The sequence below is a fragment of the Bacteroidota bacterium genome (assembly GCA_021300195.1).
Lineage (GTDB): Bacteria > Bacteroidota > Bacteroidia > J057 > JAJTIE01 > JAJTIE01.
Genome location: JAJTIE010000005.1, coordinates 41901 through 55237 on the forward strand (window position 1 = coordinate 41901; position 13337 = coordinate 55237).

Annotated in this window: 9 protein-coding genes; 2 read left to right on the forward strand and 7 right to left on the reverse strand. The window is 59.5% G+C overall.

Annotation, left to right across the window (positions count from 1 at the left end; all coding sequences use genetic code 11):
- Positions 1 to 27 precede the first annotated feature (27 nt).
- Positions 28 to 2700 carry a valine--tRNA ligase gene (locus LW884_01525; GenBank protein ID MCE3007015.1) on the reverse strand — a complete coding sequence of 891 codons (2673 nt, stop codon included), beginning with the start codon at positions 2698 to 2700 and terminating at the stop codon, positions 28 to 30.
- Between the two features lie 542 nt (positions 2701 to 3242).
- On the opposite strand from LW884_01525, the gene LW884_01530 reads away from it, so the two are divergent.
- Positions 3243 to 3545, forward strand: coding sequence for a hypothetical protein (locus tag LW884_01530; protein ID MCE3007016.1), 303 nt, complete (start codon positions 3243 to 3245; stop codon positions 3543 to 3545).
- A 274-nt stretch (positions 3546 to 3819) separates the two neighbouring features.
- On the opposite strand, the gene ftsZ is transcribed toward LW884_01530, so the two are convergent.
- The 6 genes from ftsZ to LW884_01560 all read right to left on the reverse strand — a co-directional run bounded on the left by ftsZ (position 3820) and on the right by LW884_01560 (position 12412).
- Positions 3820 to 5385 carry a cell division protein FtsZ gene (gene ftsZ / locus LW884_01535; GenBank protein ID MCE3007017.1) on the reverse strand — a complete coding sequence of 522 codons (1566 nt, stop codon included), beginning with the start codon at positions 5383 to 5385 and terminating at the stop codon, positions 3820 to 3822.
- A 5-nt stretch (positions 5386 to 5390) separates the two neighbouring features.
- Complete coding sequence (ftsA, locus tag LW884_01540) at positions 5391 to 6728, reverse strand: cell division protein FtsA (GenBank protein MCE3007018.1); 1338 nt, start codon at positions 6726 to 6728, stop codon at positions 5391 to 5393.
- Positions 6729 to 6735: 7 nt separating this feature from the next.
- Positions 6736 to 7491 carry a cell division protein FtsQ/DivIB gene (locus LW884_01545; GenBank protein ID MCE3007019.1) on the reverse strand — a complete coding sequence of 252 codons (756 nt, stop codon included), beginning with the start codon at positions 7489 to 7491 and terminating at the stop codon, positions 6736 to 6738.
- A complete protein-coding gene (murC, locus tag LW884_01550) occupies positions 7488 to 9971 on the reverse strand; it encodes a UDP-N-acetylmuramate--L-alanine ligase (protein ID MCE3007020.1) in 2484 nt (827 codons plus the stop codon). The genes LW884_01545 and murC overlap by 4 nt, the downstream gene beginning before the upstream one ends.
- Positions 9968 to 11089 (reverse strand): FtsW/RodA/SpoVE family cell cycle protein, encoded by a 1122-nt coding sequence (locus LW884_01555; GenBank protein MCE3007021.1) that lies wholly within the window; start codon positions 11087 to 11089, stop codon positions 9968 to 9970. The genes murC and LW884_01555 overlap by 4 nt, the downstream gene beginning before the upstream one ends.
- A gap of 249 nt (positions 11090 to 11338) precedes the next feature.
- Entirely contained in the window at positions 11339 to 12412 is a 1074-nt protein-coding gene (locus tag LW884_01560) for a patatin-like phospholipase family protein (GenBank protein MCE3007022.1), read from the reverse strand.
- A 57-nt stretch (positions 12413 to 12469) separates the two neighbouring features.
- Between LW884_01560 and LW884_01565 the strand changes: the two genes are divergently transcribed.
- Positions 12470 to 13297, forward strand: a complete 828-nt coding sequence (locus LW884_01565) for a methyltransferase domain-containing protein (protein MCE3007023.1) — start codon at positions 12470 to 12472, stop codon at positions 13295 to 13297.
- Positions 13298 to 13337 lie beyond the last annotated feature (40 nt).

Below are 13337 nucleotides of genomic sequence, written 5' to 3' on the forward strand. Positions count from 1 at the left end.
AACACCAGGAAACAGCTGGGCTGTTACCTACGCCTGTAACAGCCCGGCCAGCTGCTGGCGCAGGGCTGTCAGTTTGGCTTCGGCATCGGCCTGCTTTTGTCGCTCCTTTTCTATGATCTCGGGTTTGGCGTTGGCCACAAAGCGTTCGTTGGCCAGCTTTTTCTGCACACTGTCCAGGAAGCCCTCGGTGTAGGCAATCTCGGCCTCCAGCTGCGTGCGCTGGGCCTGGGCGTCCTGCTGCGGGGCGGGTAGGTATAGGGTGTGTGCCCGCACCACCCGGGCCACGGTGCCATAGGGCTGGCTGGCCACCTGGCCTATCTCGCTCAGGCTACCAAAGCGCTTCAGCAGCTCGGCATATTGGGCAAAGAGGGTGGGTGCATCTGTATGCACCGCCAGGGGTAGGGGCTCCTTCATGCCCAGGCCCAGCTGCTGGCGCATGGCCCGCAGCTCGGTGATCAGGGTCTGAATCTCAGCCATTTCGGCCAGTGTATCGGGGTCGGTGGGCAGGGCTGCAGGCATGCGCAGCTGGGCTACCATCAGGCAGTCTTTGGGCTTGCGCGTGTGCACGGCCTGCCACAGCTCTTCGGTAAGGAAGGGCATGAAGGGGTGCAGCAGCTTCAGCAGGTCTTCGAATAGTATGCGCGTGTCGTGATAGGCCCGGGCACTGATGCGGTCGCCTGCGGCAGGTTTTATCATTTCCAAGTACCAGGCGCAGAAGTCGTCCCACACCAGCTTGTATACGGCCATCAGTGCCTCACTCAGGCGAAACTGGCCGAACAGGTGATCCAGCTCGCGGCTTACCTCGCTAATGCGGGCCTGCAGCCAGCGAATGGCTTGTTCCTCCACCACACTGGCAGGCCGGTTGGGGTCTTGGCTTTCGCCCAGGCCCACCAGCAGGCGGTAGCTGTTCCATATTTTGTTTCCAAAGTTTCGGCCCTGCTCCACATAGCTAATGTCGAACAGCAGGTCGTTTCCCGCCGGGGCACTAAGCAGCATACCCACCCGTACGCTATCGGCCCCGTACTGGGCAATGAGGTCGAGCGGATCGGGGCTATTACCCAGGCTCTTGCTCATTTTCCGGCGTTGCTTGTCTCGCACTATGCCGGTTAGGTATACATTCCGGAAGGGCACCTGGCCCGCATATTCCTGCCCAGCCATGATCATGCGTGCTACCCAGAAGAAGAGGATCTCGGGGGCGGTTACCAGGTCGTTGGTGGGGTAGTAGTACCGGAAGTCCTTGTTCTTGGGGTCCAGAATACCATTGAACACACTGAGGGGCCACAGCCAGCTGCTAAACCAGGTGTCTAGCACATCGGGGTCTTGCTCCAGGCCCAGCTCTACGCCCTGCTGCTGGGCCAGGTAGGCATCGGCCTGTGCCCGGGCATCGGCCTCGGTTTCGGCCACCAGGATGTGGGGCTCCTGGGGCTGGCCCTTTACGCTATAACTCAGGTACCAGGCAGGTATACGGTGCCCCCACCACAGCTGGCGGCTAATGTTCCAGTCGCGGATGTTTTCCATCCAGTGGCGGTAGGTGTTCAGAAAGCGATCCGGTATTAGCTTCACCTGGCCCTGCTCCACGACCTGCAGGGCGGGGCCTGCCAGCTGGCGCATGTCCAGAAACCACTGGTGGGTTAGGCGGGGCTCTATAACAGCGCCTGTGCGCTCGCTGGTACCCACTTTGTTTTGATAGGGTTTTTCCTGCTCCATCAGGCCCTGGGCCTTCAGGTCGGCCACCACTTTCTTTCGGGCGTTGAAGCGATCCAGGCCGGCATAGGCTCCGCCCAGCTCGTTCAGGCGGCCATCGGGCTGCAGCACATTCAGGATTTCCAGCCCGTGCCGCTGGCCTATTTCATAGTCGGCCACGGAGTGGGCAGGGGTAATCTTCAGGCAACCCGTCCCAAACTCGGGGTCTACATGCGCATCGGCGATGACAGGGATCGTGCGGTCGGTACCGGGTATGCGCACCTGCCTGCCTATCAGGGCTTGGTAGCGGGCATCCGCTGGGTTTACGGCCACGGCCACGTCGGCAAAGATGGTTTCGGGCCGCGTGGTAGCCACCACCAGGTACTGGCCGGGTGCATCGGCATAGGGGTAGCGCAGGTAGTACAGCAGGCCATTCACCTCCTGGCACACCACTTCCTCATCGCTTACGGTGGTGCGGGCCTGGGGGTCCCAGTTTACCATTCGGTAACCTCGGTAAATGAGGCCCTTTTTGTACAGGTCTACAAATACATGTAGCACCGATCGGCTCAGGTCTTCTTCCATGGTAAAGCGCGTACGCTCCCAGTCGCAGCTGGCCCCCAGCTTCTCCAGCTGCTGCAGGATGATGCTGCCGTACTTTTCCTTCCAGGCCCAGGCATGCTCCAGAAAGGCCTCGCGGCCAATGTCCTCCTTCCGGATGCCTTGCTCGGCCAGCATGGCCACCACCTTGGCCTCCGTAGCAATGCTGGCATGATCCGTACCCGGCACCCAGCAGGCATTGTAGCCCTCCATCCGCTTTCGGCGGATCAGCACATCCTGGATGGTATTGTTCAGCATATGGCCCATATGCAGGATGCCGGTTACATTGGGCGGGGGGATAACGATGGTATAGGGCGGGCGGGCATCGGGCTTGCTACGAAAGAAGCCCTGGCTGCGCCAGTGCTCATACCACTTCGCCTCATACTGGGCAGGGTCTAGCGTCTTGCTAAGTTCGATCATGGCGCAAAGTTACACAGGATGAGACGTTGTGCGGCAACAGTACGCATACCCATGCGGGGGCAGGCCTACTCCCGCCTCGCACTCGCCCTGCTATTGGCATAGCATTACCAGCGCACGGATGCTCAATCAGTTGTGCAGAGTACAGGAGGGTGGGGGCACGGCCAGAAACGCATCAAAACGAGGTACCCATGCAAACTAGTTGACACAAACCCATAGAAGCTCCTGCGAGAGGAGCTGGGTGTCTAGAATCTGTATCCTACTAGCAGCTTGCCCGTGAAAAAATAGTCTGGTTTTCCATCCCGAGGGCCTATTATTTCCTCCCTGTTCATACCACGCAGGTACCCGGCCTGTGGGATAATATAAAAACCTTTTTTCTCGGCCGGTTTTATATCAAATCGATATCCGGCATTGAATTCGATGAAATGGACAAATCCTTCGTAATCCTTATCGCGGCCAAGCTTTTCGAACTCATAGATATTCCGCGTGCCCCACACATAGCCGGCTAGATACTAAGCCTCCAGGTGTAGCCCCTTGTAAAGGTAATGGCGGTAGCCGAGGGAAACAAGATGCTCGGATATTCGTTCTACCACATCATGCTCTATGTTTGGGCGAACAAAGGCCCCGAGCATAATGTCGCCCCGCTTGCCGGGATGCTGGCCCCAGACCGTGCGCGTAACCTTGGCCGTAAATATATTTACCTCTGGTACAAATGGCTGAACGAGATCCAGCTCAGCACCCCACACAGGCGTACCCTGCTGTGCATGAACAAGACCAAGGCCCATGCAAACGAAAAGAACAAGTGCGTAAATGTTTTTCATGGCTCAATAGCTTTTAGCCAAAAATAGAAGAGAAGCAGACTTTTGGCGTTAACATAGATTAAAAAATCGGAATTGGAGCAAAATCTACTGCACTACGGCAACTCATTCGAAACCGCGTAGTTTCAATCCGTATCCTGCCTCCCCCTTTACCACACGCCACCCTAGCCCTACCGAGCAGCTAGAAGCTGTATGCCACAGGGGCAACTCAATGCTGCCCTCCTCCGGGGTGGGGGTAGCGCATCGCTTTGCCGCTACGTGCCCCACAGGGGGCTGAACTACAGTCGTTCGTACCCCCCGTCCGCTAGTCTACGTTGTCGAAGAGGAAGCTGTTGTTATCGCGCAGGCGGTAGCGTTCTTCTCCCTCGTCGCTCACCGTCAGGCGACTGATCTTTCGGTTTTGCTGCACAGTTTCTTCCGGCTCTATGTCCACCTGCCTGCGCAGATAGCTGGGTACGCGCTCCAGTTCCTCCACGTCCTTGGGGTTGGTGGGGTCCAGGCGCTGGGGCCGGGATGGCTGGGGGCTATGGGGCCGAGGCGTGGGGCTGGGATCGGGCTTCGGCTGGTGATAAAAGTTGGTAGCGGGGCGCGTGCGGCCCCCTGTGTCCATGGCATCAAACAGGCTTGGTGTGTGTCGCTCAGGCTGCGGGGGCTGGGGGGCCGGTCGCCTGCGCTTAAACTTATCTACCGGTGGCTCTTCTGCTTCGGGCTGTGGCTGGTGCGCGGGGGGCAGGTCTACGCCTTCGTCCTCGTCCTCTATTTCCAGTATAAAGGGTTTTTTCTCCTTTTCCGCTGGCACCCTGGCCGGGGGGGGCGAAGCTATGGGGCCAGCCTGTATCTCCAGCTCGGGCATCGGGCGGCTTACGGGTGCTTGGTGCGGTTGGTCAAAGCCGGTGGCGATGACAGTTACGGTCAGGTCATCTCCGGCCTCATCCGTCAGCACCTGGCCCAGGATGATGCGGGCATTATCGCCCACGGCTTTGTGGATGTATTCACCTATTACCTCCACTTCGTCCATGGTAAGGGTGTCTTCACTGGCGGTAATGTTTACCAGCACGCCGGTGGCCCCGCTAATGTCTACATTATCCAGCAGCGGGCTACTCAGGGCATCTTCCACGGCGTTGATGGCCCGGTTGTCTCCGTGGTGGGTGGCCATACCCATCAGGGCACTGCCGCTGCCTTTCATCACCGTTTGTACATCGGCAAAGTCTACGTTCATATAGCCCTCTATGGTAATGATCTCGGCTATGCCCTTGGCGGCATCGCACAGCACCTTATCGGCCATCTTGTAGGCATCGCGGGCCTTGATATTTCGGGGGCAGATCTCCATCAGGTTGGCGTTGTTTATCACCAGCAGGGTGTCTACCACGCGCTGTAGCTCGGCCACGCCCGACTTGGCTATTCGGTTTCGCCAGTCGCCCTCAAACTTGAAGGGGGTGGTAACGATGCCCACCGTGAGGATGCCCATCTCTCGGGCTATTTCGGCTATAACAGGTGCAGCCCCGGTACCGGTGCCCCCGCCCATGCCGGCGGTGATAAACACCATGCGGGTATTGCCCTGCAGAATGTGGCGTACATCCTCACGGCTCTCCAGCGCGGCCTCGCGGCCTACCTCCGGCTTGGCTCCGCAGCCCAGGCCATTGGTAAGCTCCATGCCCAGCTGGAGTTTATTGGGGATGGGGCTACCCTTTAGCACCTGCAGGTCGGTATTACAGATGTAAAAGTCTACGCCCTCGATGCCTTTTTCGTACATGGTACGCACGGCATTTCCGCCGCCACCGCCCACGCCGATTACCTTAATGAGGTTTTCGGTGTCGAAATGTGAAGTGGCAGGATCGGAGATCGGAAAGTCAAAGTCTATGCCAGCCATAAGTGTTATTCTATAGTGGTAGTATTGCTGCCGGTTACGTTGGATTCGAACCAGTTTTTGATGCGCGATACAAGCTTTCCGCTACCCGGGTCTGCCTCGGGCAGCTGGGTGCGATAGCCGCCTCCGGCCTGCTGTATTTTTCGCCTGGCGGGGCGGGTTTCAGCCTCGGGGCTGGCAGGGGGAGTGGCTTCTTTTTGCAGGCCATACACCACCAGGCCGGTGGCGGTGCTGTACTGTGGGTAGCGGGTTTCGGCCACCATCCCCTTGGCAAACTGGCTGCTGGGGCTACCCACGCGGCAGTCTATGCCCGTTACATACTCTACCAGCTGGCTAATGTGGTGCAGCTGGCTGGTGCCACCGGTCAGCACGATGCCGCCCACCAGTTTGCTTCGGTACCCACTCTTGTTTATTTCCTGCTCCACAAACTCCATTAGCTCCTCTACCCGCGCCTGTATAATGTGGGCCAGGGTCAGGTTGCGGATCTCTTTGGGCGGGCGGTTGCTCAGGCCCGTGATGGTGATAATCTCCTCCTGGTCGGCCAGGGCATCGGCTTTGGCGCTGCCATAGCGGGTTTTCAGCAGTTCGGCCTGGCGCACCATCACATTGCAGCCGTGCTTTATGTCTTCGGTAACCACCTGGCCGCCAAAGGGGATGACTGCTGTGTGGCGGATGATGCCGTCTTCGAAAATGGCGAGGTCTGTGGTGCCGCCGCCCATATCCACCAGGCATACGCCGGCTTCCTTTTCCTCCTCGCTCAGCACCGAGTAGCTGCTGGCAATGGGCGCATACACCAGCTCCACAATCTCCAGGCCGGCGCGGCGGATGCAGCGTGCCAGGTTCCGCACGCTATTGCTGTGGGCCATTACGATGAGGTAGTTGCCCTCCAGGCGTACACCGCTCATGCCTACGGGGTCTTTTATCCCGGCCTGGGCATCTACGGTATACTCCTGGGGTAGCACATGCAGGATCTCCATGCCCAAGGGGATGGGCACGCGGTGCATGTCTGCCGCCAGGCGGTTCAGGTCTTCCTGGCAGATCTCCATATCGGGGTCGGGCAGGGTGATAATGCCCTTCTGCTGCTGGCTACGGATGTGCTCGCCGCTGATGGCCACATGTACGGCATTGATCTCCACATTGGCGTGCTTCTCCGCCTCCTCTACGGCGTAGCGGATGGCGGCCACCGTTTTGTCGATGTTGTTGATCTCACCCCGCTTCACGCCGTCGCTATCGGCCTGCCCTTTGCCCAGGATGTCGATGTTTCCGTACTCATTGTACTTGCCCACCACCGCCACCACCTTGGTGGTGCCAATGTCCAGTCCTACTATAATGCGCTCCGTATTCATATTCTGTTCACGATCTTTTGGTGGCCACTATCTGCCCGTCATACTTCAGTGCTATGGACTTGTAGTAGCGCCATCCGCGTACCGATAGTACTTCCTGGTAGAAATGCAGCAAATGCTTTAGCTTTTTCTGGTAGTCATAGGGCGCACCGAATAGGATGCGCAGCTCGCCCAGGGTGGGATACAGCACCAGGTCTCCGGCCCTGTCTCGGTACAGCTCGCTGATGTGGGCCCGCCAAAACTCATCTTCGGCTATGTGGTGCAGCATGGGCACCAGGGTCATCAGGGTGCTATCGGCCTCAGGCTGGTGGGCCAGGTCGGGCACGTTGCCTGTCAGCAGGGGTACGCGGGCGGTGTAGGCGGTACTCAGGGGGATGATGTGGCCCTCAGCGTCCAGGTAATAGCCGGCCATGCCATTGGGCAGCACCCGGGCCACGGGCTTGCGCAGCTGCACCTGTAGCATCAGCTGCCCATCGGTGCCGAAGTAGGCTATGGCCGAATCTACATACTGGGTAGCCAGCAGCTCCTGCTCCAGCGCCTGTAGGTCTACGGCCTGCACGGGCTGCTGTAGCACGCGGGTTTCCAGGCTCAGCAGTTCATTGATGTCGGCCACAGAGAGGAAGCATTGGTCGGGCTCTGCCTCTATCTTCACCTGGATGCGCAGCACCCGCTTCTGCTCATGGTAGAAGGTACTGGCCACAAACAGCAGGAGCGTAAGCACCGGTATGCCGATCAGCAGGGCGATATTTCGGGTTTTGCGGTTCAAGCCTTGGGGAGCAGGGTTAAGAGCTTTTGTCGGATGGCGGGCACCTGGGTGTCTATGTCTCCTGCACCCATGCTCACCACTACTGTGGGGCGAGAAAGAGCGGGGAGGATAGCATCGGCAGCTTCCTGTAAATTTATGATCTGACGATGCTCATGCGTGATTTGTTGATAAATCAGATCGACCGTAACGTTGGGTATGGATAACTCTCGGGCGGGGTAGATGTGCATAAGATACACCCAATCCGCCTGGCTCAGGCTGCGGCCAAACTCCTGGTAAAAATCGCGGGTACGGCTAAACAAATGGGGCTGAAAAAGGGCCACAATCTGGTGCTTCGGCCAGGCGGCTTTTACCGCGTTCAGGCAGGCATCTATCTCGGCCGGGTGGTGGGCATAGTCGTCTACATACACCAGATCAGCGGTATCAATCTGTAGTTCAAAGCGTCGTTTTACGCCACGAAAGTCTGGCAGCAGTTGGCGTATTTGCTCGGGTGCTACGCCTGCCTCCAGGGCCAGGCATATGGCGGCCAGGGCATTCAGCAGGTTGTAGGCTCCGGGGCGGTTCAGCACCAGGCCGGGGATGCGCAGCCCCGCTTGCACGTAGGTGAAGTGGGTGCGCACGCCTGCATAGTGCACGTCTTCGGCGCGAACATTTCCGCTATCAATGCCGTAGAATAGCAGCCGCTGCTGCGGGTGGCTGTGGATAAATGGCCGGGTGGATTCGTGCGCCACGATGGTACCCCCGGGGGCCACCTGGGCCAGCAGCTGGTTGTAGCTCTGGTGCAGGGCCTGCACCTGGCCATAGATGTCCAGGTGGTCGGGGTCCAGGCTGGTAAGGATAAGGTGGCGGGGGTATAGCTGCAGGAAGCTACGGTCGTACTCATCGGCCTCGGCCACCAGCCAGGGGCTGCCGCCAGCCCGGAAGTTGGTGTCGTAGTTGGCCATGATTCCGCCCACAAAGCAGGTGGGGTCTAGCCCAGCCTCCGTAAGCAGGTAGCCCAGCAGGCTGCTGGTGGAGGTCTTGCCATGGGTGCCTGCCACGGCCAGCGTGCTGTGGCTGCGGGCTATGCGGCCCAGCACCTGGGCGCGCTTCCACACAGGCAGGCCCTGGGCACGCGCGGCCAGCAGGTCGGGCTGCGCTTCGCCCACGGCAGGGGTGTATATCACGCTGTCTATACCCTGCAGGTTCTGCACAGGGTTTGGCTCGTACACCAGCTGCATACCCTCGGCAGCCAGGCGTCGGGTCAGGGGGGTCTCGCTGCGGTCGTAGCCGCGCAGGCTACAGCCCTGGGCCTGCAGCTGGCGGGCCAGCGCACTCATGCCAATGCCCCCTATGCCGATACAGTACACCGCCTTGCCCGGCCCAAAGGGGTCATCCGCCTGTAGCTGCCACTGCCGTTGTATGGCCTGCACCATGGCGGTGGCAGCAGGGGTGGCCGGCACCGCCATGGCCTGGCCCAGGCGGGCCAGCTGCTCGGGGTCCTTTGCCAGCTGGATGAGCTGCGGCACCAGCTGAGTGGGTGCCTGGGCATCGGGCAGCAGCCGGGCACCCCCCAGCTGCACCAGGCTCTGGGCATTCCGGGTCTGGTGGTCATCGGCCACATTGGGGCTGGGCACCAGGATGGCGGGCTTGCGGAGGGCCTGTAGCTCGGCCAGGGTGAGTGCACCCGCACGGCACACCACCAGGTCGGCCACGGCATAGGCAGCCCCCATATCTGCCACAAAGGGCAGCACCCGGATGGTTTCGCTCGCGTAGGCCTTGTACTGCTCGTAGTACCCGGTTCCGCATTGCCACAGTAGCTGTATCCCCGCCTGGGCAAGTGCCTCTGCGCCGGCGGCCAGGGCTTCATTCAGGCTACGCGCGCCCAGGCTGCCACCGGTAACAAAAACCGTAGGGCGGCCAGCCTGTAGCCCAAAGGCGGCCGCATTGGGCTGTGCGGATAGCACCGCGCTGCGCACCGGGTTTCCTGTTACCACCGCCCGCCCATGCGGAAAGTAGGGCAGGGCATCGGCATAGCCCAGCAGGATGAGGTGGGCCCGGCGGCCATGGGTGCGGTTGGTAAGGCCGGGATAGGCATTCTGCTCGTGTATAACGCGCAGAATACCACGCATCCGGCTGGCTACACCCAGGGTGGTATAGCTGGCATAGCCCCCTACGCCGATCACCACATCGGGCCGAAAGCGCCGCAGGATCCGATAGCTCTGTAGGTGGGCCACCACCAGCTTGAGCGGCAGCAGGGCATTGCGCAGCAGGTTTCTCAGGCTCTTCTGCCGGTAGTAGCCGCTTATCCATACACCCTGGATGGGGTAGCCTGCCTGGGCCACCCAGTGCATTTCGCGCCCCCCTTTGGCACCTACAAATTGTATCTGCACCTGGGGGTCATGGGCCCGCAGGGCATCGGCCAGGGCCAGGGCAGGAAACACGTGGCCGCCTGTGCCGCCACCAGCTATCAGTACCCGCTGTATGGATCGGGGCTTGCTCATGCGGCTTCGGCTATGCTGGTTCTGCTCACACTCAGGATAACCCCGAAGGACATGGCCGTGAAGAGTAGTGAGGTGCCCCCCATGCTGATGAGGGGCAGGGACAAGCCCGTAACCGGTAGCAGCCCCACGGTAACCCCCATATTGATGAGGGCCTGTATAACAATAAGGAAGCTAAGCCCGGCGGCCAGCAGTGCCCCGAAGGTCTTGCTGATGGTAACGATCCCCACGGCGCGGATCATCAGCAGGATGTAGAGGGCCAGCACCACCACACCGCCCAGCAGGCCGTACTCCTCGATGATGATGGCGTACACAAAGTCGCTATACGCCTGGGGCAGGTAGTGCCGCTGCACGCTCTTGCCCGCGCCCTTGCCCAGGAAGCCACTGGTGGCAATGGCCATATTGGCCTGCTCGCGCTGAAACTGCTCGTCATTATTGGGCTGGCCAGCCCACCAGTTTTCTATCCGATGCTGCCAGGTGGCAGAGCGCTTGAAGATATTGCCATAGATGGCTACCGTGGCTAGCAGCAGGCCACTGAGCATAAGGCCCAGCATGTGGCGGCTATTAATGCCGGCAATGAACATCAGGATAAAGCTGGTGAACATGAGCACCATGGCCGTGCTCAGGTTGTGGGGCGCGATAAGGCCGCAGATAACGAACACAGGCAGGATGGTGGGCACAAAGCTGCGGCGAAAGTCCTTGATCAGATTCTGCCGCTGGGTGAGCACCTTGGCCAGGTAGATCATGAGGCTGAACTTGGCCAGGTCGGATGGCTGAAAGCTGAGGCCGAACACACGAATCCAGCGGCGTGCCTCGTTCACCTCTGCGGCCTGGCCCTGAAAAAGGGTGTAGAACAGCAGCAGCGCACTGATAGCCAAGAGCAGGTTGGCAAAACGGGCAAAGGCTCGATAATCTATGCGATGTACCAGAAACATCATGAGCAGGCCCAGGGCCATCAGGGCCACGTGCTTCAGCAGGTAGTACTCCGTGCTTCCCTCGCGCTGCTGAAAGGCCAGGCCACTGGTACTGGTGTACACCGCCAGCACGCTAATGAGCGTGAGGAGGGCAATGATGAGCCAGATGCCGCGGTCTCCTTTCAGGTGATAGGTAAAGACTTGCATAGCAGTTTAGTAGTTTCGGGCGAGGTCTCTTCGGTAAAAATCCGGATGAATAGAGACAAGCTTATGCAAAAATACCTAAGCCTTATATTCGGTAGACGGGGGCCGCCAGTTGCACGGATACACTGTGTATGAAGTGGGCAACTTATCCACTGCCAGCCAGTGCATTAGCCCCCTTCGAACTACTTATACAGGCCTAGGCCAATGGACACAGGGAGGCCTGTGGGTAAGTAGGAGTAGACAGAGAAATCCCTATACAAAGCGCTGTGCCAGGCGCCCAGCCAGCTCTTCCAGCACCACACTATGGGACTGCGCCAGTCCTCGCCCGTGGTCCACTAGCCGCTTCAGGTTATGGGGATGTGCGTTATCCATCCGAGCCATTTTTCGGTCTGTCAGCACATGGTTAATGCGCACATAGGTGTCGCAAATACCCTGCTTCCAGGCCTGGGGGGTAGGGGTAGGGATGGGCGTACCCTCCGATGTAGAGCCCTCAAAAAGTGTTTCCAGCTGGTGCTGGGTTACCTCCCGCGCTCCGTCAAACATTAGGCTAATAATGGTCATATCCGGCACAATCCAGCGGATATCTCCCCAGCGTGCTACCTGGGGCCTGAAGCGTAAGGCAGAGGTGCCTGTACCCAGAGAAACCAGCAGAATGGGCCGATCTGGCGTGCCGGCCGCGGTAAGCAGCTTCTGTGCTTCTGTAAAAGCGCAGAGGGCCGGATCATTGGCGCATACCCCCCCATCTATAAAGCGGTGATGCGTGCCATCCGGTGCCTGCACCGCGTAGGGGGCGAAGTAGGTAGGTGCGGCCGAGGTAGCGGCTGCTATCTCTCTGAGCCGAAAATCGGGCCGGTCGGCCCGCGCACGGTGCCGCTTGAAAAAATAGGCTTGGGCGTTATTCAGGTCATAGCTGGTAATCAGCAGTTCATTCAGCGCCTCGCTCAGGCACTGCTCACCCAGGTACTGGCGCAGCACGCGGTCCAGCCCCCTACGGCTGTAGCTGGGGCCATAAAACCAGCTAACCACATCCTTGCGCAGGCTCCAGCCAGGCGCAAAGATCTCGGCACCTCGGTCTTGGAAGAGCGATACCAGATCAGCAGCGCGGTAGCTCCTGCTTCCATCCGGCTGGCCGTGCGCCAGTCCGCAGGCCAGGATGGCCCCCGTAGAGGTGCCTGCCAGCAGATCAAAGGCATCAGCCAAGGCAACTGTGCGCCCCAGCTGATTGATCAGCTTCTGCTCCAGTGCCTCCAGCACCAGGGCGGGAATTATGCCGCGTATGCCGCCGCCGTCTATGGAAAGGATGGTGTAGGGAACTGTGTACTCCATGTCGCCAAGCTAGCAAAATGTATGACTTGCTGTGCCAGCTGGCCGGCATCGGAAGCCGTGAGAAAGCTGTATATTGGGCAGCCCTTTTCACTCTGTATGGCCTTTGCCCACCACTTGGATATCTCGCATCAGTTTGAGCAGCAGCAGGCTGTTACACAGGCGTATATCATCCCCTTTCTGGCTCCACACTTTCGGCCAGGGCCGGGCATGCAGGTGCTGGATGTGGGCTGTGGGGTGGGCGGGGTACTGGCCCCCTTTGTAGCAGCAGGCTGCACCTGCACCGGGGTGGATGTGGACACGGCAAGCATAGAGGTGGGGAAGCAGCTGCACGCCGACCTGATAGCTGCTGGCAGCCTAGCCCTGTATCGCCAGGATATCTACGACTGGGATACCGAACAACGCTTTGACCTGATCCTGCTGAAAGACAGCATAGAGCACATAGCGGACCAGGCACGCATCATTGGCCACCTGAAGACCTTTCTGAAACCGGGTGGTTTTATCTTCTTTGGCTTTCCGCCCTGGGTTATGCCCTTTGGGGGGCATCAGCAGGTTATCCGGCGTAGTGCCCTGCTCAGCAAGCTGCCGTGGTACCACCTGCTGCCCATGCCGCTATACCGGGCCGTGCTGCGTGCGGGCGGCGTGGAACCGGGCAACCAGGACTTTCTGATAGAAACCAAGGAACGGGGCATCAGCAGCTGGCGCTTCCAGCGGATATTGAAACGCACCGGCTACCGGATTGTAAAACGCACTTTCTGGCTTTTCAACCCCATCTATCAGTACAAGTTTGGCCTAAAAGGACGCAAGCAGTTTGGGCCTATCGCCCATCTGCCCGGCCTGCGCGACCTCATCAGCACCGCCGTATACTACCTGGTACAGCCCCGATAGAAATGCACGGCCGGATTTGAGGCCAGGCTGTGTAATAAAA

Excerpts from the sequence above, each read along its gene's own strand:
- LW884_01525 (MCE3007015.1), bottom strand. The coding sequence starts at position 2,700 with ATGATCGAACTTAGCAAGACGCTAGACCCTGCCCAGTATGAGGCGAAG.
- LW884_01530 (MCE3007016.1), top strand. The coding sequence starts at position 3,243 with ATGGCGGTAGCCGAGGGAAACAAGATGCTCGGATATTCGTTCTACCAC.
- ftsZ (MCE3007017.1), bottom strand. The coding sequence starts at position 5,385 with ATGGCTGGCATAGACTTTGACTTTCCGATCTCCGATCCTGCCACTTCA.
- ftsA (MCE3007018.1), bottom strand. The coding sequence starts at position 6,728 with ATGAATACGGAGCGCATTATAGTAGGACTGGACATTGGCACCACCAAG.
- murC (MCE3007020.1), bottom strand. The coding sequence starts at position 9,971 with ATGAGCAAGCCCCGATCCATACAGCGGGTACTGATAGCTGGTGGCGGC.
- LW884_01555 (MCE3007021.1), bottom strand. The coding sequence starts at position 11,089 with ATGCAAGTCTTTACCTATCACCTGAAAGGAGACCGCGGCATCTGGCTC.
- LW884_01560 (MCE3007022.1), bottom strand. The coding sequence starts at position 12,412 with ATGGAGTACACAGTTCCCTACACCATCCTTTCCATAGACGGCGGCGGC.